General features: G+C 66.8%; 17 protein-coding genes. 10 read left to right on the forward strand and 7 right to left on the reverse strand.

All coding sequences use genetic code 11. The features are described from left to right. The first annotated feature begins 167 nt into the window (after nucleotides 1-167). Nucleotides 168-1,868, forward strand: coding sequence for a hypothetical protein (locus tag LOC59_RS09220; RefSeq protein WP_229971584.1), 1,701 nt, complete (start codon nucleotides 168-170; stop codon nucleotides 1,866-1,868). A 79-nt stretch (nucleotides 1,869-1,947) separates the two neighbouring features. Here the strand turns inward: LOC59_RS09220 and ftsY are convergent, their stop codons facing one another. Beyond that, on the reverse strand, nucleotides 1,948-3,138 hold the full coding sequence (gene ftsY / locus LOC59_RS09225; RefSeq protein ID WP_227895518.1) for a signal recognition particle-docking protein FtsY: 1,191 nt from the start codon (nucleotides 3,136-3,138) through the stop codon (nucleotides 1,948-1,950). Nucleotides 3,139-3,257: 119 nt separating this feature from the next. Here ftsY and LOC59_RS09230 point away from each other — a divergent pair, with 119 nt between their 5' ends. After that, nucleotides 3,258-4,496, forward strand: a complete 1,239-nt coding sequence (locus tag LOC59_RS09230) for an MFS transporter (protein ID WP_229971586.1) — start codon at nucleotides 3,258-3,260, stop codon at nucleotides 4,494-4,496. Beyond that, nucleotides 4,493-5,224 (forward strand): glutamine amidotransferase, encoded by a 732-nt coding sequence (locus LOC59_RS09235; protein ID WP_229971588.1) that lies wholly within the window; start codon nucleotides 4,493-4,495, stop codon nucleotides 5,222-5,224. The genes LOC59_RS09230 and LOC59_RS09235 overlap by 4 nt, the downstream gene beginning before the upstream one ends. A gap of 4 nt (nucleotides 5,225-5,228) precedes the next feature. On the opposite strand, the gene smc is transcribed toward LOC59_RS09235, so the two are convergent. After that, nucleotides 5,229-8,837 carry a chromosome segregation protein SMC gene (gene smc, locus LOC59_RS09240; protein WP_229971589.1) on the reverse strand — a complete coding sequence of 1,203 codons (3,609 nt, stop codon included), beginning with the start codon at nucleotides 8,835-8,837 and terminating at the stop codon, nucleotides 5,229-5,231. A 213-nt stretch (nucleotides 8,838-9,050) separates the two neighbouring features. Here smc and LOC59_RS09245 point away from each other — a divergent pair, with 213 nt between their 5' ends. From LOC59_RS09245 to LOC59_RS09260, 4 genes are read left to right on the forward strand one after another with little or no spacing between them, the layout of a single operon-like run. Further along, complete coding sequence (locus LOC59_RS09245) at nucleotides 9,051-10,076, forward strand: 3-oxoacyl-ACP synthase III (RefSeq protein WP_227895514.1); 1,026 nt, start codon at nucleotides 9,051-9,053, stop codon at nucleotides 10,074-10,076. Next, nucleotides 10,070-12,700, forward strand: a complete 2,631-nt coding sequence (locus tag LOC59_RS09250; RefSeq protein WP_229971591.1) for an alpha/beta fold hydrolase — start codon at nucleotides 10,070-10,072, stop codon at nucleotides 12,698-12,700. Before LOC59_RS09245 ends, LOC59_RS09250 begins: the two co-directional genes overlap by 7 nt. Further along, a complete protein-coding gene (locus LOC59_RS09255; protein WP_229971593.1) occupies nucleotides 12,697-13,683 on the forward strand; it encodes an NAD-dependent epimerase/dehydratase family protein in 987 nt (328 codons plus the stop codon). The genes LOC59_RS09250 and LOC59_RS09255 overlap by 4 nt, the downstream gene beginning before the upstream one ends. A gap of 10 nt (nucleotides 13,684-13,693) precedes the next feature. Beyond that, nucleotides 13,694-14,512 (forward strand): serine hydrolase domain-containing protein, encoded by an 819-nt coding sequence (locus LOC59_RS09260; protein ID WP_227895511.1) that lies wholly within the window; start codon nucleotides 13,694-13,696, stop codon nucleotides 14,510-14,512. A gap of 7 nt (nucleotides 14,513-14,519) precedes the next feature. Here the strand turns inward: LOC59_RS09260 and mutM are convergent, their stop codons facing one another. From mutM to LOC59_RS09280, 4 genes are all read right to left on the reverse strand, one after another. After that, on the reverse strand, nucleotides 14,520-15,482 hold the full coding sequence (gene mutM, locus LOC59_RS09265) for a bifunctional DNA-formamidopyrimidine glycosylase/DNA-(apurinic or apyrimidinic site) lyase (protein WP_229971594.1): 963 nt from the start codon (nucleotides 15,480-15,482) through the stop codon (nucleotides 14,520-14,522). Between the two features lie 7 nt (nucleotides 15,483-15,489). After that, nucleotides 15,490-16,215, reverse strand: coding sequence for a ribonuclease III (rnc, locus tag LOC59_RS09270; protein WP_227895509.1), 726 nt, complete (start codon nucleotides 16,213-16,215; stop codon nucleotides 15,490-15,492). A gap of 82 nt (nucleotides 16,216-16,297) precedes the next feature. Then, nucleotides 16,298-16,501, reverse strand: coding sequence for a 50S ribosomal protein L32 (gene rpmF / locus LOC59_RS09275; RefSeq protein ID WP_055240805.1), 204 nt, complete (start codon nucleotides 16,499-16,501; stop codon nucleotides 16,298-16,300). Between the two features lie 2 nt (nucleotides 16,502-16,503). Beyond that, the gene (locus tag LOC59_RS09280) at nucleotides 16,504-17,070 is read right to left on the reverse strand and encodes a YceD family protein (RefSeq protein ID WP_227895508.1); all 567 of its coding nucleotides are present in this window, start codon (nucleotides 17,068-17,070) and stop codon (nucleotides 16,504-16,506) included. A 227-nt stretch (nucleotides 17,071-17,297) separates the two neighbouring features. Here LOC59_RS09280 and LOC59_RS09285 point away from each other — a divergent pair, with 227 nt between their 5' ends. Further along, on the forward strand, nucleotides 17,298-17,876 hold the full coding sequence (locus LOC59_RS09285) for a YdcF family protein (protein WP_227895507.1): 579 nt from the start codon (nucleotides 17,298-17,300) through the stop codon (nucleotides 17,874-17,876). A 1-nt stretch (nucleotide 17,877) separates the two neighbouring features. Here LOC59_RS09285 and coaD read toward each other — a convergent pair whose 3' ends face one another. After that, nucleotides 17,878-18,345: a pantetheine-phosphate adenylyltransferase gene (gene coaD / locus LOC59_RS09290; protein WP_227895506.1), complete on the reverse strand. Its 468-nt coding sequence runs from the start codon at nucleotides 18,343-18,345 to the stop codon at nucleotides 17,878-17,880. A gap of 41 nt (nucleotides 18,346-18,386) precedes the next feature. On the opposite strand from coaD, the gene LOC59_RS09295 reads away from it, so the two are divergent. Next, complete coding sequence (locus LOC59_RS09295; protein ID WP_227895505.1) at nucleotides 18,387-19,631, forward strand: aminotransferase class I/II-fold pyridoxal phosphate-dependent enzyme; 1,245 nt, start codon at nucleotides 18,387-18,389, stop codon at nucleotides 19,629-19,631. Beyond that, nucleotides 19,631-20,416: a spermidine synthase gene (locus LOC59_RS09300; RefSeq protein ID WP_229971595.1), complete on the forward strand. Its 786-nt coding sequence runs from the start codon at nucleotides 19,631-19,633 to the stop codon at nucleotides 20,414-20,416. Before LOC59_RS09295 ends, LOC59_RS09300 begins: the two co-directional genes overlap by 1 nt. Nucleotide 20,417 lies beyond the last annotated feature (1 nt).

Genomic DNA, 20,417 nt, shown 5'->3' on the forward strand with positions numbered 1-20,417 from the left:
TGCCGGAAGGTTACAAAGCCGGCGTACGTGTAAAAGACCAGTGACGGAAAGGTTTCGGGAACGTTACCCGGCAGTGGGAACTTGCCGGGGATGTTGGCTACAGGGGTTGCGGGCGGCGCGCGGATAGTATGTAGGCGACTCCCGTCCCCGTCCTGAGGAACTTTTCCATGCCCCAACAGAATCCTGCGCGCGGAAGCCGTGCACAGCAGCCGGACACGAACGGGCCCCAGCCGCCCAGGCGCCTCCGCCGTGCAGACCCCGCCAAGGCTCGCAGGAAGAAATGGATTGCCGGCGGCATCGCGGGCGCCGTCCTGCTGACGGCTGGAATCGCCGTTCCTCTCGCTTTGAACTCTTCGGAGGGTGAAAAAGTCTCAATTGCTGCTGCGGCCACTTTGCCGCCGGAGCCGGAGTTCGCCTATTATAACCAGGCCGGACCGCCCGAGGGATCTCCCCTGAATGCTGTAAACCCGCTCTCGCTGGATATCAGCGCCACGACTACCGGCACGTCGCTGCCCAAGGGTTTGGTCGGTCTCTCACTTGAGGCAACGGATCTGGCTGATCCCGCAATGTCCGGTGACAACCCCGAAATGGTGCAGTCCCTCAGCGGCCTGGGACAGCCCCTGCTGCGTTTCGGCGGAAACGCCGTGGACCGGCGGTTCTTCTGGACCTCGGCCAATGAACCGATTCCCGGACATCTCCAAGGCGACAAGGCACATCCCGTTCGGGCGGTGACGCCGGCGGATCTGGAACGGGTCAACACGCTCCTGACGGCCCTGGACGCCACCATCAACCTCACTGTGGATCTTGGCAACTACGATCCTGCCCGCGCCGCAGACATGGCCGCCCACGCCGACAGGATTTTTGGCGACCGGCTGGTGGGAATCACGGTTGGGAACGAGCCCAATGGCTATCCCAAGAACGGGCTACGGGATCCAAGCTGGACAGTGGATGACTACCTTGTTGAGCTCAAGGCCTACGCCGACGCCATCTACGCGGCTGCCCCCGAAGTGAAGATCATCGGTCCCGGCGTTTACACACAGTCCTGGTGGAAGCAGTTCACCGAAGTGGATCTTCCGCAGGAGCGGATCTTCTCCTTCCATCACTACCCGCTCTCCGTTTGTGACGGCGCTGCTGATCCGTTCGGTGAACCCACCCTGGCCAACCTAGTGGCCCAGCGCATCCATGACCACGCCAACGAGTACCGCGTAGCCGCACTGGAACCTGCGAATGAGGCAGGACTGGAAACGTGGCTCACGGAAGCCGGTATCTCCGCCTGCCCGGGTTCCAACGAGACGACCAAGACCCACGCTTCGGCCCTGTGGGCGGCTGACTACGCCATCAGTGCCGCCCAGCTTGGCATCACCAGGCTGAGCCTCCACAGTTCGCTCCTCACCTGCCAGGGCGGCCCCCCCATGTCCGTCATCTGCGCCGGGGGTGCTTACCTCCAGCCCAACGGGGTTGTCGAGGAACGCGCCAATTTCTTCGGTCTGTCCATGATCGCCGAGATGGCGCCGGGCCAGTTCCTGCAGGTCAGCGAGGAAGGCGGGGGTCTCAGCCACTCCTATTCCGTCCATCACGACGATGGAAGCATCAGCGTTGTCCTGATTAACGCCAACAACCCCGAGACGGACGCGCAGATGCAGGTGAGCCTGAAGCTCCCGGCCAAGCCCCTGACGGCGGCAATGACCCAGATGACCGGGGCCTCCTATGCCTCTGAGGACAGCACCATGATCGACGGGCAGAAGGCCGAGGCGGTCCCGGTGGCAGAACGGCTGACCCTGCCCGGGTTCGCCTACGGCTCCGAGACGCAGGAATTCGCCCTTACCGCCGGAACCGTGACTGTCCTGAACTTCACGTTCCAGGAGTAGTCCCGGCATACAAAAGAGAGCTCCCCGCACCGGATGGTGCGGGGAGCTCTCTTTTGTATGGTGCCGGGACTGTCGCTTGCTAGGACAGGAGGGCGTCCACAAAGGCTTCAGCGTCGAAGGGTGCCAGGTCATCCGGCCCTTCGCCCAGTCCCACGAGCTTCACGGGAACTCCGAGGGTGCGCTGGATGGCGACGACGATGCCGCCCTTGGCCGTTCCGTCGAGCTTGGTCAGGACGATGCCGGTGATGTTCACAACCTCGGCGAAGACCTTGGCCTGGGTGAGTCCGTTCTGGCCGGTGGTCGCGTCAAGGACCAGCAGGACCTCGTCTACCTCGGCCTGCTTCTCGATAACGCGCTTGACTTTGCCCAGCTCGTCCATGAGGCCGACCTTGTTTTGCAGGCGGCCGGCGGTGTCGATCAGCACTGTGTCGACTTCGCCGTCGATCCCGGCCTTGACGGCCTCAAAGGCGACGGACGCCGGATCGGCCCCGTCGACCTCGGAGCGAACGGTGGGCACGCCCACGCGCTGGCCCCAGGTGGCGAGCTGTTCGGCGGCGGCGGCCCGGAAGGTGTCAGCTGCACCGAGCAGGACGTCTTTGTCCTCCGCCACGAGCACGCGGGCCAGCTTGCCCACGGTGGTGGTCTTGCCGACGCCGTTCACGCCCACGACCATCACGACGGCGGGCTTATCGGCATGGCGGTCGACGGCCAGGGAGCGGTCCATGGACGGATCCACGAGCTTGACCAGCTCTTCGCGCAGCATCGCGTGGACCTCTTCGGGGTCGCGGCTGCCGGAAATCTTGACCCGCTCGCGCAGGGCATCGACCAGTTCCATGGTCGGTTCGGTGCCAAGGTCCGCCAGGAGCAGCGTTTCCTCGATCTCGTCCCAGACGTCCTCATCGATCTTGTCGCTGGACAGCAGGGTCAGCAGGGCCTTGCCGAGAGCGTTGTTCGATTTGGCCAACCTGGCGCGGAGCCGGGCCAGGCGTCCCTGTACGGGTTCGGGGGTCTCCACCACCGGCGCGGGCGTTTCCGCCTCTTCGAGGTCCCGGAGGTCATCCGGGACGATCACCGGCGAATCGGGTCCCGCTTCGGCGGTTCCCGGCCTGTCCAGGACGGCGGTGCTGCCTCCTGGCTGGTCGTCAGCGTCACGCGTCGTGGGATACATCCCCTTCGGCGTACGCCTGGTTCGTACCAGCAGGGCCGCCAGGGAACCGATCACGGCAAGCCCAATGACCACATAGATCACAATCGAAAGAGTCTCATTCACGCTTTCCAGCATGTCATACGGCACCGCACCCCGGCACCCGTCCAGCCGCTGGCAGCGGCTCGGATACGCCTCAAGCGGACAGGCACAAACCCCGCAGACTCTGCGAGAATCAAAACATCATGGCGAGCACACCCCGTATTCCCATTCCCCGCGAAATCAAGGTCCTCATCGCTGCGGCCTTCCTCATTGCCCTCGGCTTCGGCCTGGTGGCGCCGGTGCTGCCGCAGTTTGCTCAGAGCTTCAACGTCGGCGTCGCTGCATCCTCCGTTGTCGTCAGCGCCTTCGCTTTCACCCGGCTGGTGTTCGCGCCGGCCGGCGGCGCACTTCTGGAAAAGATCGGCGAGCGCCCGGTCTACGTGATGGGGCTCCTCATCGTTGCGCTGTCCACCGCGGCGTGTGCCTTCGCCGGCAGTTACTGGCAGCTCCTGATTTTCCGGGGGCTGGGCGGGATCGGTTCGACCATGTTCACGATCTCTGCCATGGCACTCATCATCCGGCTGGCACCACCGGCCATCCGCGGCCGCATCTCCGGCGCCTATGCCTCGTCTTTCCTCCTGGGCAACATCGGCGGTCCCCTCCTGGGCGGCCTGCTGGCCGGTTTCGGCCTGCGGGTTCCATTCCTGGTCTATGCAGCGGCACTGCTGGTTGCAGCCGTGGTCGTGGCGTTCCTGCTCCGGGATGCCAGCGGGACCGGGGCCCCCGGCGGGACCGCTCCCGAACGCGTCCACCTCTCCGTACGGGAGGCCCTGTCCGACTCCGCTTACCGGGCGGCGATGGTCTCCAGTTTTGCGAACGGCTGGTCATCCTTCGGCGTGCGCAACTCGCTGCTGCCCCTTTTCGCCGCCGCGGTGCTTTCCGCCGGCCCGGAAATCGCCGGCATCTCCCTGACGGCGTTCGCCGCCGGGACCGCGCTGGCGCTGACGTTCTCCGGCCGGCTGGCGGACAGCTGGGGACGCAAGCCGCTGGTCATCACCGGCCTGGCCGTCAACGCAGCGGCGACGGCGGCGATCGGCTTCTCCGGGAGCGTGGCAATGTTCCTGGTCGTCTCCGCCGTCGCCGGGCTCGGCACCGGGCTGCTGAACCCTGCGCAGCAGGCTGCCGTAGCCGACGTCGTTGGCAGCGGACGCAGCGGCGGCAAGGTGCTGGCCGCCTTCCAAATGTCCGCTGACACCGGTGCCATCATCGGCCCCATCATTGCAGGCGTGCTCGCCGACCAGCTGGGCTACACCTGGGCCTTCGCCGTCACCGGTGCGGTGGCCGCACTGGCCCTGCTGATTTGGCTCTCGGCACGCGAAACACTGGCTCCGGAGCAGCGGTTGGCCCGGACCCGCGGAAGCCGCACTACCATCGAGGAATGAAGCCCTTCCTGTTGCTGGCCTCCCGCGCTGAAGACGACGCCGCGGAGGAAGAGTACGAGTCCTATCTCCGGTTCGGCGGCCTGATGCCCGCGGAGCTGCACCGCGTCCGGCTGGAGGCCGCTCCCCTGCCGGACATTGACCTGGACCGCTACAGCGGCATCATCATCGGCGGGAGCCCGTTCAATTCCTCGGATCCGGAAGAGTCCAAGACGCCCCTTCAGCACCGGGTCGAAAAGGAGCTCAGTGCCCTGCTGGACCAGGTAGTCGCACAGGATTTTCCCTTCCTGGGGGCCTGCTACGGGGTAGGGACGCTGGGCCGCCACCAGGGCGCCGTCGTCGACCGGCAGTTTGGTGAAGCCATCGGGGCGGTTCCCGTCACGCTCACGGCCGATGGCCGGGCTGATCCGCTCCTGGCCGGGCTGCCCGAGACGTTCGATGCCTTCGTGGGACACAAGGAAGCGGTGTCCAAGCTGCCGGCCCACGCCGTCAACCTGGCGGGCTCCCCCACCTGCCCGGTGCAGATGTTCCGTGTCCGTACGAACCTCTACGCAACCCAGTTCCATCCCGAGCTGGACGTCGCCGGACTGCTGACGCGCATTTCCGTCTACCGGAATGCAGGATATTTCCCTCCCGAAGAGGCCGAGGCAGTAATGGATTCGGTGCGGCCCGCCAAGGTCGACGCTCCCGGGGCGATCCTGCGCAATTTCACCGCCCGCTACGCCCGGTAGCCGGTCAGACCCCTGCTTTGTCCAGCCGCTGGCTGATGACCGCTGATACCCCGTCCCCGCGCATCGAGACGCCGTACAGGGCATCTGCGACTTCCATGGTCCGTTTCTGGTGCGTGATGACGATCAGCTGGCTCGATTCCCGCAGTTCCTCGAAGATCGTGATGAGCCGGCCGAGGTTGGTGTCGTCCAGGGCTGCTTCGACCTCGTCCATCACGTAGAACGGCGACGGGCGCGCCTTGAAAATCGCCACGAGCAGCGCGACGGCGGTCAGCGAGCGCTCACCGCCGGAGAGCAGCGAGAGGCGTTTGATCTTCTTCCCGGCCGGCCGGGCCTCCACCTCGATGCCCGTAGTCAGCATGTCCTGGGGGTCCGTCAGCACCAGACGGCCCTCACCCCCGGGAAAGAGGCGCCCGAAGACCCGCTCGAACTGTACGGCTGTGTCCCGGAACGCCTCAGTGAAGACTTCCTCCACCCGCTGGTCCACTTCCCGGATGATGTCCATCAGGTCCTTGCGGGTGGCTTTCAGGTCCTGGAGCTGGGTACTCAGGAACTTGTGGCGTTCCTCCAGCGCCGCGAATTCTTCCAGCGCCAGCGGATTGACCTTGCCGAGCGAGCTGAGGTCCCGCTGGGCACGCTTGAGGCGTTTTTCCTGCTCGGCACGAACATAGGGCACCCCCTCGGTGACCGGATTGCCGTCGTCGTCCACCGCCACATGCAGCGCTGCCCATTTGCCGGCGGCCTCCGTGGTCCCGGCGGGCACGGGCACCAGCTGGTCCGGCCCGTACTCGGCGACCAGCCGATCGGCAGTGATACCCAGTTCCTCAATCGACCGCGTTTCCAACGCCTCGATCCGCAGCCGCTTTTCAGCCCGCAGCAGCTCATCGCGGTGCACCGAATCCGTGAGCTTCGCCAGCTCCGCGGCGGCTTCAGCGTTGGCACTCCGCACTGTCGTGAGTTCAGCGTCCCATTCGGCCCGGACGGCTTCGGCCCGGTCCCGCTCGGCGGCTGCGGCTTCGAGCGAAACCCCGGCCCAGCGCGCAGCCAGGGCAGCTGCCTCGGCCACGGCGGCGGCACGGCTGGCCTGCGCAGCCCGAATTCGGGCCCGTTCAGCCGCAGCTTCGCGAGCCTTCCGCTCTGCCGCTGCCGCGCGTTCCAGCGATTCTGCACGGCCCGACACTGCCGCTAATTGCTCCTGGGCCGACCTCAGAGAGAGCCTGGCATCCATTTCGGCCTGCCGTGCCTGCGCAGCGGCCAGTGCCAGTGCATCCCGGCGCTCCGTCGATGGCTCTTCCGCGTCCGCAGGCACCCCCTGGGCCGCAGCAAGCCGTTCAGTAACAGCTGCGAGGGCCTGCTGTTCCCGGGAGAGGTTCTCTTCCGCATCAGCGGCGAGGCGGGTGAGCCGTTCGGCCTCCCCCGACGCCGCGCGCAGCACGGAACCGAGTGCGCCGAGCCGTTCACCAACAGCGGCCAGCCGTGCATCCGAATCATGCAGTCCGGCCAGTGCTGCGTTCACGCGCGCCTGGGCAGCTTCCCGCTCAGCCGCAGCGCCGGCAATTGCGAACCTCGCCGCTTCCGCCCTCGCCGTTGCTTCGGCCAGGCGGGCCTCCGTCTCCTCGACGGCAGCCTGGACTTCGATCAGCCCCGGAGCAGACGCGGAGCCGCCGCGGGCACTGAATGAGGACAGCAGGTCGCCTTCCATGGTGACGGCCGTCAGCTCCGGGGCCTCGGCCAGCACCGCGGCAGCTTCCTCCAAGGTGTTCACGACGACGGCGTCGCGCAGCAAAGCGCGCACGGCAGCGTCCGCACCGGGTACCGCCTGCACTACCTCCAGAACATGGAGGCAGCCCTCAGGCAGCACCGGCATCCCGCCGTCGCCGGCTGTGGGCAGCGACGCGGCGTCCCCTCCGGCCAGGACCAGCGATACCTGGCCCCCACCGGACTGCTTGAGCAGGCTCAGGGCAGCCAGCGCCGGTTCCGTCCCGGATACTGCGAGCGCCTCAGCCGCTGGACCGAGGGCCGCACTGACGGCGCGTTCATAGCCCGGGCGTACGGTGAGCAGGTCAGCCAGCGGCGCCAGGACGCCGTCGAGCCCTGCCTCCTGCAGTTCCTGGGTGCCGTCCTTCCGGTCCAGGCCGACCGCGAGCGCATCCCGCCGTGCGGTCAGGGTGTCCCGGTCGCGGACTGCAGCGTGTTCCTCGTCCTGCAGCTTCCGGACCCGTTCCTCGATCGATTCGAGGACGGCGGCGGCTTCTTCATACTCCGCATCCAGGCTTTCTTCCCCGGCTTCGGCTCCTGCGGCCTGGTGTTCGAGTGCCGTGAAGTCTTCCTCGGCCTTGCGCCGCCGCTCCTCGCCCTGGGCGATGGAGGCGCGGAGCCTGCCCAGTTCCGCCTCCGCCGCTTCCACGCGGGAGCGTGCTGCCGCTACGGAGCCGGACAGCCGTGCCAGTCCCTCCCGGCGGTCAGCGGCGGCCCGGAGCAGGGAGGTGAGCCGGCGCTCCTCGGCGGCGGCGTCCTCCTCCGCGGCGGCCCGGATCTCCATGGTGTCTTCGAGCGCGCCTTCACGGTCTTCGACTTCGCGGGATAGTTCTTCGGCTTCCGCGCGTACCCGGGCGGCCTGCGCCTGCAGCTTCTCCGGGTCCCGGCCCGGATCCGGCGCCGGTTCGTCCGATCCAAGCAGGCGGCGGCGTTCCTGGGCAAGCGCTGCCAGGGCACGCAGCCGCTCAGCCACCGTGGACAGGGAGTACCAGGTGTCGCGGGCCGTGTTCAGGCGCGGAGTCGCAACGGCTGCCAGCCGTTCCAGCTCTGCCAGCCGGGCACCCTGGGCCTGGACGGCCTGTTCGATTTCCTTCCGGCGTTCCCGAAGCGCATTCTCGGCAGCGGTGTCCTGTTCGACGGCGGCGGTGAGGGTCACGATGTCGTCGGCGAGCAGGCGGGCACGGGCATCCCGGACGTCCTGCTGGACCGTCTTCGCGCGCCGCGCGACGTCGGCCTGCTTGCCCAGCGGGCCGAGCTGGCGCCGCAGTTCCGAGGTCAGGTCGGTCAAGCGGGCCAGGTTGGCCTGCATCGCGTCGAGTTTGCGGACCGTCTTTTCCCGGCGGCGGCGGTGTTTGAGGATTCCTGCGGCTTCCTCGATGAACCCGCGCCGGTCCTCGGGAGAGGCGTGCAGCACTTTGTCCAGCTGCCCCTGGCCGACGATCACGTGCATTTCCCGGCCCAGGCCGGAGTCGGAAAGCAGCTCCTGGATGTCCAGCAGGCGGCAGGGGGCCCCGTTGATCGCATACTCGGATCCCCCGGCACGGAACAGCGTGCGGGAGATGGTGACTTCGGAGTACTCGATCGGCAGGGCGCCGTCGGCATTGTCAATGGTGAGGGACACCTGGGCACGGCCCAGCGGAGGTCGCCCCGACGTGCCGGCGAAGATGACATCTTCCATTTTTCCGCCGCGCAGGGTCTTCGCTCCCTGTTCCCCCATCACCCAGGCAAGGGCGTCCACCACATTGGACTTGCCTGAGCCGTTGGGACCGACTACGGCGGTCACTCCCGGCTCAAACTCGAAGGTGGTGGCCGACGCGAAGGACTTGAAGCCCCGCATCGTGAGGGTTTTTAAGTGCACTGGCCTCTGTCTCTCTTTTGTGGAAGATTCCCTAAAGCCGGGCGGTGCCCCACACTTAAGCGCAGTACTCGCAGAGCGTAATCCGGGATTTCGCGCGTTCCAGGCCGGGCAGGAAAGTAGGCTTCTAAGAGAATCATATGGTTCGACGGCGCCGTTACGGGCTTGACCGGGCCCGGACCTCGATCTTTTTTGGCAGCAGACAAGGCAGGCATTTTGAGCGGGAACTTCAACTTCCATCACACCAACACCGCGCTCCTGAGCGTCAAGAGCGTAGAAGCGCCCGTTGTTGTCAGTTCTCAGGAGTTCGACGAACGGCTCTCGCCGTCCTTGAAACGGCTGAGGCTTTCCAAGGGCCTCCTGGAACGGGTAGCCGGCGTCAGCGAACGGCGGTGGTGGGCACCCGGGTCGACTTTCGAGGACGGGGCGATCGAGGCAGGGGCCAAGGCGATGGCCGAAGCCGGCGTCGAGCCTTCGCAGATCGGCCTGTTGATCAATACCTCAGTGACCCGCAAGAACCTCGAGCCGTCCGTTGCCGTGAAAATCCACCACAGCCTTGGCCTGCCGTCCTCTTGCCTGAACTTTGACCTCGCCAATGCCTGCCTCGGGTTCGTCAACGGCATCACCATGGCCTCCAACATGATCGAGTCGGGCCAGATCGATTACGCCCTGATCGTCGCCGGCGAAGACTCGCAGGGCGTCCAGGAAGCCACGTTCGGCCGCCTGAACCGTGAAGACTCCACACGGCAGGACTACCTGCGCGAGTTCGCGACCCTGACGCTGGGCAGCGGGGCCGCGGCTGCCGTAATCGGCCGGGCCGGGGACCACCCCGGTTCGCACCGCATCCTGGGCGGGGTCTCGCGGGCCGGCACCGAGCACCACGAGCTCTGCGTGGGCGGCGAAGGCGGAATGTATACCGACACCAAGGGACTGCTGGAAGGCGGCCTGGACCTGGTGGTCACCGCCTGGCACGAAGCGCAGGAGAACGGCTGGGACTGGAAGGGCATGGACCGCTACGTCACCCACCAGGTTTCAAACTCCTACACGAACGCCATCATCAAGGCCGTGGAGCTGGAGAAGGAACGCGTTCCGATCACCTTCCCCCGGTGGGGCAATGTTGGCCCCGCATCGCTGCCTATGACCCTTGCCCAGGAAGCCCGCACCCTGCATCCCGGGGACCGGGTGCTGTGCATGGGCGTGGGATCAGGCCTGAACACCACCATGATGGAAATCGCGTGGTAGCTGAGCTTTGGCCCGGTGTTCCGGCCGCCTGGTCCCGCTATGTCCAGGTGCCCTCCACCGCGGCTGTCGACCGTCCGGGAACCGTCCATGAGTGGCATCTCCTCGATAACGCTGCGGACCTTGAGTCCAGGGGCGCGGAACCTGCCGGGACCCTGCTCTGCGTCCATGGCAACCCCACCTGGTCCTATCTGTGGCGGGCCCTGGCGGCCGCCGGAAGCTCGGCTGAAAAGCCCTGGCGGGTCATCGCCGTCGACCAGCTGGACATGGGTTTCTCTGCCCGGACCGGAACGTTCCGCCGTCTGGCCGACCGCATCACCGACCTGGGCAACCTCACTTCTGCTCTCGGGCTCACCGGACCGGTGGTCACGGTTGGGCACGACTGGGGCGGGATCATTTCCCTCGGCTGGGCGCTGCAGCACCAGGAACAGCTTGCCGGGGTGGTCCTCACGAACACCGCCGTGCACCCTGCCGGGTTCTCCCTGCCGCCTGCCCTCCGGCTGGCCCTGCATCCGGCGGTCCACGGGTGGGGCACCGTGAGCACGGATGCCTTTATCCGCGTCACCCATTCCCTCGCCCAGCCCGCCCTGGCACCGGAGGTGCGTGCTGCCTTTGCGGCACCGTACCGCGGGGCAGGCCGCCGGGCCGGCGTCGGAAACTTCGTGGCCGACATCCCCGCCGATGAAACGCACCCCAGCTACCGGGCCCTGGAGCAGGTCGCCGAAGGCATCCGCCGGCTCAAGATCCCGGCGCTGGCACTCTGGGGGCCGAAGGACCCGGTCTTCTCCGACCGGTACCTGCGGGACCTGATCAGCAGGATGCCGCACCTGGATGTCCACCGCTTCGAAGGCGCAGGGCATCTCGTCGGGGAGGACCGGGATATTGCAGGCCCGATCCTGGCCTGGCTGGAGTCCGTTGCCGGCCAGGCGGCGGAAACGCCGCAGACCGGGACGCCTGCCGAAAGCGCGGACGAGTTCCGTCCGATGCTCGCCGAGCTGCTCGAGCGCAACGAAGACAATTCACCCGCCGTCGTCGACATGGCCCCGGCTGCGTCCGGGAAAGCTCCGGCAGTGCTGTCCTGGGCCGAACTCGGCACCCGGGTTAACGCGCTTGCCGCCGGGCTGGCCGGCATCGGAGTCCGCCCGGGCAGCCGGGTGAACCTGCTGGTTCCGCCCGGCAGCGAGCTCACCACCCTCATCTACGCCTGCCTGCGCCTCGGCGCGGTAGTGGTGGTGGCCGACGCCGGACTGGGCACCAAGGGCCTGAGCCGTGCCATCAAGGGCGCTGGGCCGGACTTCATCGTGGGAATCGAACGCGGCCTGACCGGCGCGCGGCTCTTCGGCTGGCCCGGCACCCGCGTCCTGGCCGGCGAAGCTTCCCCGGCCAGGCGCCGCCTGCTGGGTGCAGCGCACACGGTGGCGGAACTGACCGCAGCAGGCACCGGACAGCCCGTCCCCGACTGGCAGGTTGAGCCCGACGCCGACGCCGCGGTCCTCTTCACCTCAGGCTCCACCGGCCCGGCCAAGGGCGCCGTCTATACCCACCGCCGGCTTGCCGCGATGCGGGACACGCTGCGCCGGACGTACAACCTCAAGGCCGGGTCCTCCCTGGTGGCAGGTTTCGCGCCGTTCGCCCTGCTGGGTCCGGCACTGGGTGCCACCAGCGTCACACCGGACATGGATGTCACTGCTCCCCGGACACTGACCGCCGCAGCCTTGGCTGACGCCGCTGCGGCCGTCCAGGCCACCACGGTGTTCGCCTCCCCGGCTGCACTGACCAACGTGCTGGCCACAGCCGGGGACCTCGACGCCGCTCAGCGCACCGCACTGTCACAGGTGGACCTGCTGCTCTCCGCCGGGGCTCCCATCCCGGAAGCGCTGCTGGCCCGGGTGCAGGACCTCGTCCCGGCTGCTGCCCTGCACACTCCCTACGGAATGACCGAGGCACTGCCGGTCACGGACATCAGCCTGGAACAGATCCGCAAGGCAGGTACCGGAAACGGCGTCTGCGTTGGCACGGCAGTAGCCGGCGCCCGCGTGGCCCTTGCACCTCTTTCCGCAGACGGCACCGCCGGCAGCGAGATCTCCGAGGCCCCCGGAATCACCGGGGAAATCCTGGTCAGCGCACCGCATGTGAAGGACCGGTACGACCGGCTCTGGATCACCGAGGCCCAGAGCAGTTCGCTGCCGGGCTGGCACCGGACAGGGGACGTGGGCCATTTCGACGCCGACGGCCGGCTGTGGGTAGAGGGCCGGCTTGGCCATGTGCTCACCACCCCGGCCGGACCGGTCACCCCGGTCGCCGCGGAGCAGGCCGCCGAGTCAGTCCCCGCAGTCCGTCTGGCGGCCCTCGTGGGCGTGGGTCCGGCCGGAACGCAGGTGCCGGTGGCCGTGGTGGAAACCGCCGACGGCGTCCGCAGGCCCGGGCCGGCCGAAGATTCCCTGGCCGCCGGCGTCCGCACCGCCGTCGCCGACCGCTGCGGACTGGACCTGGCCGCCGTGCTGGTGCTTCCGCAGATGCCCACGGACATCCGGCACAATTCCAAGATTGACCGCTCCGCTCTGGGAGTCTGGGCCGCCCAGGTCCTGGCCGGCGGACGGACCACGGCACCGGGGGCGCGCCGATGAGCCGCCGGATCCTCGTCACCGGCGCCAGCGGCCTGCTCGGCGGCGCCGTCGCCGGCGTCCTGGCCGGGCAGGGACACTTTGTGCGCACCCTGCAGCGGCGCCCCGCGTCCGTTCCCGGCCTGGAGTTCGTCGCCGGGTCCATCACGAACCGCACGGCGGTGGACGCAGCCATGGCGGGAATGGACGCCGTCGTGCACCTCGCTGCAAAGGTGTCCTTCACCGGCGAGTGGTCCGAGTTCCAGGCCACCAACATCGAAGGCACCCGCAACGTCCTGGACGCTGCCCGGGCTGCAGGGGTACGCGACGTCGTGTTTGTGTCCTCCCCCTCGGTCGCCCACTTCGGTGAGCCCATTGCCGGTGCGGGCGCGGGCACCGCGGATCCTGAACGGGCCCGCGGCCACTATGCCCGGTCCAAGGCCGCCGCGGAACTCCTCGCGCTGGCTGAGGATTCCCCGGGTTTCCGGGTTGCCGCCATCCGGCCGCACATTGTCTGGGGGCCTGGTGACACCCAGCTGGTGGAACGGGTGATGGACCGGGCGCGCTCCGGACGGCTGCCCCTGCTCGACGGCGGCGCTGCCCTGATCGACACCACGTACCTGGACAATGCCTCCGCCGCCATTGCGCGTGCACTGGACCGGATGGAATACGCCCGCGGACAGGCGCTGGTGGTCACCAACGGCCAGCCGCGCATGGTCCGGGAGATGATCTCCGGAATCTGCGCTGCCGCCGGCATCCCGGCGCCGTCGTTCAGTGTGCCCGGCTGGCTGGCCCGCGGCGCCGGCAGCGTTCTTGAAAAGGCCTGGCTCGCTGCCGGGACCCGTGGACTGGTGGAGGACGAACCTCCCATGACCAGGTTCCTGGCCGAGCAGCTGTCCACCTCGCACTGGTTTGACCAACGGCACACCCGTCAGGTGCTCGACTGGCAGCCGGAGGTGTCCGTCGAGGAGGGCATGGCCCGCCTGGCCAAGCACTACGCCGCATAGGATGGCAGGGATGAAGACTCTCGAACAGACCCAGTCCTGGCCCGCAGGGAACGTTTCCGCCGCCGTCGTCACTGCCGACGGCACAGTGCTGGCAAGCGCCGGTCACCAGGACAAGCGCTATCCGCTGGCCTCCGTCACCAAGCTGCTGACCGCGTACGCGTTCCAGGTGGCCCTGGAAGAAGAGGCCGTTGCCCTGGACGATCCGGCAGGTCCGGAAGGGTCCACCATCCGGCATCTGCTGGCCCACACCGGCGGCTACGACTTTGGCGACCGTACGGTCCGCTACGAGCCCGGAACCCGGCGCCTGTACTCCAATGCCGGCTTCGAGGTGCTGGGTGAGCATCTGGAAGAGGCCACGGGCATCGCTTTCAAGGACTACCTCTCCGAGGCAGTCCTGACGCCGCTGGGCATGAAGGACACATCCCTGGACGGCTCCCCGGCTGCCGGCGCGGTCTCTACCGCGGCGGACCTGTCCCGGTTCGCTGCCGAGCTGCAGAATCCCCGCCTGGTCTCCGCGAACTCAATGGCCGCTGCCACCTCCGTGGTGTTTCCCGGCCTGGCCGGTGTGCTGCCCGGCTTCGGCCGGCAGAAGGAAAACGACTGGGGCCTGGGCTTCGAGATCCGCAACGGGAAGTCTCCGCACTGGACGGGACAGTCCAACTCCCCGCGCACCTTTGGGCACTTCGGCCAGTCCGGGACGTTCCTGTGGGTGGATCCGGAGCTGAAAGCCGCTGCAGTCGTGCTTACCGACCGGGACTTCGGGCCGTGGGCTGCCGAAGTGTGGCCGGTGTACAACGACGCCTTGGTTGCCGAGCTGCGCAGCAGCTAAACCGGCGCTACCAGCGGCCGCTGCGCGGACGCTTCTGGCAGACCGGGCAGGAGTAGGACGAGCGGTTCATGAACGAATCGCGGCGGATGAGAGTGGGAAGTCCCTCTGCCTCGCACCGCGGACACGGCTGGCCTTCCCGGCCGTAAGCGTTCAGCGACCGGGCAAAGTAGCCCGAGGCGCCGTTGACGTTGACGTAGAGCGAATCGAAGCTGGTGCCGCCGGCTTCAAGTGCACGGAGCATCACGTCCCGGGCTGCTTCCACCAGGCGCAGCGCATCTGCCCGGCGCATGGTGTCGGTGGGCCGGGCAAAGTGCAGCTTCGCCGCCCACAGCGCCTCATCCGCGTAGATGTTGCCGACGCCGGAGACCAGTCCCTGGTCCAGCAGTGCCCGCTTGATGCCGGTGCGCCGTGCCTTCAGCCTGCGGTAGAAATCCTCGAAGGAGAACGCCGGGTCCAGCGGATCGCGGGCAATGTGGGCTGCCTCGGAGGGAACCAGGGCCAGTCCGGTTTCGGACAGCCCGCCGGGTTCCCCGTCAGGAGTGGGCAGCAGATCGGCCAGGAACACTCCGCCGAAGATCCGCTGGTCCACAAAGCGCAGTTCTGCGGGCATGGGAGCGCCGTCCGCATCTTCTGCAGGACTCAGGGTGAACTTGACCTTGAGATGTTTTTCATCCGGCAGGGCAGAATCCTCCATCAGGAGCTGTCCGCTCATGCCAAGGTGCGCCATGAGCGCAAACGGCGGAGCGGCGTCGGGGGCCGAGGCTTCCACGAGCGGCATCCACAGGAACTTCCCGCGCCGCGCTACGTCATGGACCCGGGCACCTTCCAGGTTCCCGCGAAGGTCCTCAGGACCCGGGGCGTGCCGGCGTACCGAGCGCGGGTCCAGGACCTCAACGCGAAGGATGGTGCGGCCGCGCACCCAGCGGGCGAGGCCGCGGCGGACTACCTCGACTTCGGGCAGCTCGGGCACGGCAGGGCTAGGCGCCTGCGGGTGAGGCAGATCCGCCAGGCACGGGCAACGTGCCTGCTTCGCGCAAAAGCCTGCAGGTATCTGCAGCGGCTTCCTGTTCGGCATCCTTCTTGGAGCGCCCTGTTCCGGTGCCGTACGCGCGGCCGCCGATGTGCAGGACTGCCACGAAGCTGCGGGAATGGTCCGGACCGGAGCCGGTAACGCGGTATTCGATATCGCCCAGTTTCCGGGCGGCGGCGATTTCCTGGATGCTGGTCTTCCAGTCGGTGCCGGCTCCGAGGGCTTCGGCATCATGGAGCAGCGGACCGATCAGGCGCATGACCATGGAACGCGCGGTTTCCATGCCATGGCACAGGTACACGGCCCCGATCAGGGCTTCAGTGGTGTCGGCAAGGATGGAGGACTTGTCCTTGCCGTTGGTAAGTTTCTCGCCCTGGCCAAGAAGGATGTAGTCGCCCACGTTCAGCTGGCGCGCTACGGAGGCAAGGGCCTTGGTGCTCACGACGGCGGAACGCCGTTTGGCGAGCTCGCCTTCGGAGAGGTCTGGGTTGTCCCGGTACAGGGTATCCGTCACGGAAAAGCCGAGGATGGAGTCGCCTAGGAACTCCAGCCTCTCATTCGTGGGGATTCCGCCGTGCTCGTAAGCGTAGGACCTGTGGGTGAGCGCAAGACGAAGCGTCTCGGCATCGATATCGACGCCGAGACGCTTCAGAAGCTCTTCAGTGTTTTTCACTTGGTGATTTTGCCCCGAAAAGCAGTGCGCCCCTCCGCTGCCTGCCTCAAAAGGCATGCGGCAAAAGGGGCAAACACTGGTCTTAGACGTCCGCTACCTTGCGGCCCTTGTATTCAAGGAACAGCGCGGTACCTGCAGAGTCGGTTACGACCTTGGCCTGGTGAGGCAGGCTGTAGGTAACGCGGCCGTTCTCAACGGTCTTCACCAGGTTGGGCGCAGTTGCCTTCCACTGGGACCGGCGTGCACGCGTATTCGAGCGGGACATTTTCCGCTTGGGAACAGCCACGACTAACTCTCTTCTCTCTCGTCTGACTCTGTACTTTTTGCCGCTTCGTTGTCAGCGGCGGTGCCAGTCAACCCGGCGAGGGCTGCCCAGCGAGGATCCACGACTTCATGATGGTGACCCGGATCCTCCTCAAGGCGCACCCCGCATTCGGGGCAAAGGCCTTCGCAGTCCTCCCGGCACACCGGCTGGAACGGCAGGGAAGTTACCACTGCGTCCCGCAAAACCGGTTCAAGATCGATGACATCTCGCTCGATCCGGCGTTGCTCTTCTTCCTCTTCTTCTCCGAAGGACTCAGCGTCCTCGTAGTAGAAGAGTTCCTGCACATCGACGTCTTGGTCGTACGCGATGGGCGTCAGGCACCGTCCGCATTCTCCCCTCACGGGAACAACAGCGGTTCCGGATACCAAAATCCCTTCGTGCACGGCCTCAAACCGCAGATCGAGCTCAATGTCCGATCCATCAGGTACGCCGATCAGCGCAACACCGAAGTCTTTCGGTGCCGGCACATGCTCATGCATGGTCCGCATGGTTCCCGGGCTGCGCCCGAGATCCTTGACATTTTCTGCCAAGGGGGAACTCGGTTGTGACCGCGATGAAACGCTAATGAGAACTCCTGTAGAACATAGACCGACATATCATCTTAGCCTGACCGGGGGGAATCTCTCAAACCGGCCCTTCAAGGCCACTTCGCCGCGCGGCAGGCAGTGCCCGGCGCGGACATCTGTTACCAGTCTAAGGCAGGAACGGTGCGACGGCGGATTCATGGCCTGCGGCTGCTCTCGCCTAGTCTTGGGTGGTGTTCTTTCGACGTGCCAGGTCCCTGCGACTCATAGCTGCCCTTGCCGGTGCTGCGCTCTCCGCACTCCTGGTGTGGCTCCTGGTCGCGGTGAACCTTTTCTACTTTCCGTACACAGAAGACCCGCCGGCCCGCGCCGATGCAGTGATCGTCCTGGCCGGTGCGGCTTCGGAGCGCCTTCCCGTGGGGCAGGCCCTGGTGCGCGAAGGGCAGGCACCCGTCCTGGTGCTCTCCACCACCGACACGCCGGGCAACGCCAACATGGATCTGGTTTGCGATTACTCAACGAACCCCGCGATCAAGTGCTTCGCGCCGAACCCGCTGTCCACGCGGGCAGAAGCCCGGTCCATTGCGCGCCTGGCTGCTGACAACGGCTGGGAGGACATTGTCGTGGTGACATCGAAATACCACGTCGTCCGTGCGCAGGCGAACATCAGGCAGTGCACCAACGCGAACGTAACGATGGTCGGGTCAGAACCTAACCTCGGCCCCGTCCAGTGGCTGGGACGCTTCACGGAGGAAACCGGAGGCGTGGCCGCAGCGTTTGTTCGCCCGGCGTGCGCCTCCCCTATCGGCTAGGTCAGGCGAACAGGCGTTTGAGGACAGCCCGCGGGACGTAGTTGGTGATGTCTCCGCCCAGCGCGGCAACTTCCTTGATCAGGCTCGAGGACAGATGCGTGTAGGAACTCTCCGCAGCGAGGAAGACGGTCTCGACGCCGGTGAGCTGACGGTTCATCACGGCCATCGGCAGTTCGTACTGGTAGTCCTGGACCGACCGCAGGCCTTTCACGACGGCGCTGGCGCCGTGCTCCCGGCAGAACTCCGCAAGCAGGCCCTGCCCCATGGGTACAACCGACACCCCCGCCAGCGACCCCAGCGTCTCGGAGGCGATCTCGAGGCGTTCCTTCTCGGAGAACCGGTACTTCTTGGCGTAGTTCGTTGAAACCGCCACGATCACCTCGTCGAAGAGGTTCGTGGCCCTGGCGATGACTTCCAGGTGTCCGTTGTGGATGGGGTCGAAGGATCCGGGGCATACCGCGCGTCGCATACGTCGAATCTACCGGGTGCGGTGGGGTAATACTTGAAGGCATGACCTCAACACCCCGTACGCACATGCTCAGAGACTCACGGGACGGATCTCCGGCTCCCTGGCAGCGGACAGCGGCGGGGGCAAACCTGCTCGGAGACGACGGCAACCTCGGCATCACTATCTTCGAAGAGATCACTGCACTGGCGGGCCGGTACGAGGCGATCAACCTCGGCCAGGGATTCCCTGACGAGGACGGACCGGCAGACATCCGTAACGCGGCCCGCAAGGCAATACTCGCCGGAGCCAACCAGTATGCCCCGGGCATGGGACTGCCCGTGCTCCGGGAAGCCATCGCCGAGCATCAGGAGCGGTTCTACGGACTGACTCCGGATCCGGAAACCGAGGTCATGGTGACCACCGGAGCCACCGAAGGCATCGCTGCCACACTGCTGGCGCTGACCGGCCCGGGCGACGAGGTGCTGACCTTCGAACCGTTCTATGACTCCTACGGGGCCATGATCGGCCTCAGCGGCGCCACGCACACTACCGCTCCCCTGCTGGCCCCGGACTTCCTGCCGGACCTGGACGCATTGGAAGCAGCGTTCACCGACCGGACCCGCGTAGTGCTGGTGAACAATCCGCACAATCCTACGGGAACGGTCTTCCCCCTCCCGGTCCTGCAGCGCATCGTGGACCTGGCCGTGAAGCACGACGCCGTCATCGTCACGGATGAAGTGTATGAGCACCTCACGTTTGGCCCGCAGCACATCCCTGTGGCCACCCTCCCCGGGGCAGCAGAACGGACCATCACGCTGTCCTCGGCCGGGAAAACCTTCTCCCTGACCGGATGGAAGATCGGCTGGCTGACCGGCCCCGCTGAACTGGTCGCTGCCGTGCGCACGGTGAAGAGCTTCCTCACCTACAGCTCGGGCGCCCCGTTCCAGGCGGCGATCGCCGGTGGACTGCGGATGGATGATTCCTTCTTTGCCGAGGCCGCCGGCACCCTCCGCGCCAAGCGGAACGTCCTGTCCACCGGCCTGCGGGCAGCCGGCCTGGACGTGTTCCAGCCTCAGGGAACCTACTTCGTCGTTGCCGACGTCGCTCCCCTGGGCATCGACGACGCCACCGATCTTTCCCGGCGCCTGCCGGGACTCGTGGGAGTCGCGGCCATCCCGGTGGCCCCGTTCTGCCATCCCGAGGGCGCGGAGCGGACAAAGACCCTGCTGCGGTTCGCTTTTTGCAAGCGTTTTGACGTGCTCCAGGAAGCCGCTGAGCGCATCGCCCGCCTGGGCGAGGTGCTTTGATGACCGGCCGGCCGCCGTCGCGCCTGCTGCGGGGCATCGGAGCGCACGCCGAACTTGACGAAGACGCTTACACGGAAGGCGCCTGGATACTTTCGATCGGCGGGGCACAGCAGTCGCACGTGAACCTCGCCCGGCCGGAGGAGATCTTCTACGAATACCTCCGCCGCATCGGCAATGTGCTGGATTTGGCCGCCGAGCCCGGCCGCCCGCTGCGGACCCTGCACCTTGGCGCCGGGGCCCTCACGCTGGCGCGCTACCTTCAGGCCACGCGGCCAGGCTCGGAACAGACGGCTGTGGAACTGGAACGGGAACTGCTCGACTATGTGCTGGCGTATCTGCCGCTGCCCGAAGGAACCATTCTTGAAACCGTGATCGGTGACGCCCGCGCGGAGCTGCACAGGTTCGAATCCGGTTCCTTTGATGCGGTGGTGCTCGATGTCTTTGCCGGAGCCGATGCTCCGGAACACCTGGCTTCGGCAGGCTTCTACGCGGAGCTCAAAGACCTGCTGGCTCCGTCCGGCGTACTGCTGGTCAACGTGGGCGACGACCCGCCCCTGGCGTTCGCGCGCCGCCAGGCGGCAGCGATGCAGCAGGTCTTCGGGAACGACGGCGATGTGGCGGCCCTCGCCGAAACCAGCATGTTCACCGGCCGTCACCCCGGGAACATTGTGCTGGCTGGAGTTCCGTTCCGCTGGCCGGCGGAATGGACCACGGCCCTTCTGGCGGCCGGACCGCATCCGGCAGCAGTGCTGACCGGAACAGACGTGGACGCCTTCGTTCGCTGAA

The organism is Arthrobacter sp. zg-Y916, assembly GCF_020907385.1.
GTDB lineage: Bacteria > Actinomycetota > Actinomycetes > Actinomycetales > Micrococcaceae > Arthrobacter_B > Arthrobacter_B caoxuetaonis.

Bases quoted from the DNA above. Each gene is read 5' to 3' on its own strand.
- LOC59_RS09230 (WP_229971586.1), top strand. From the start codon at position 3,258: ATGGCGAGCACACCCCGTATTCCCATTCCCCGCGAAATCAAGGTCCTC.
- LOC59_RS09220 (WP_229971584.1), top strand. From the start codon at position 168: ATGCCCCAACAGAATCCTGCGCGCGGAAGCCGTGCACAGCAGCCGGAC.
- LOC59_RS09300 (WP_229971595.1), top strand. From the start codon at position 19,631: ATGACCGGCCGGCCGCCGTCGCGCCTGCTGCGGGGCATCGGAGCGCAC.
- LOC59_RS09255 (WP_229971593.1), top strand. From the start codon at position 12,697: ATGAGCCGCCGGATCCTCGTCACCGGCGCCAGCGGCCTGCTCGGCGGC.
- coaD (WP_227895506.1), bottom strand. From the start codon at position 18,345: ATGCGACGCGCGGTATGCCCCGGATCCTTCGACCCCATCCACAACGGA.
- LOC59_RS09235 (WP_229971588.1), top strand. From the start codon at position 4,493: ATGAAGCCCTTCCTGTTGCTGGCCTCCCGCGCTGAAGACGACGCCGCG.
- LOC59_RS09260 (WP_227895511.1), top strand. From the start codon at position 13,694: ATGAAGACTCTCGAACAGACCCAGTCCTGGCCCGCAGGGAACGTTTCC.
- LOC59_RS09295 (WP_227895505.1), top strand. From the start codon at position 18,387: ATGACCTCAACACCCCGTACGCACATGCTCAGAGACTCACGGGACGGA.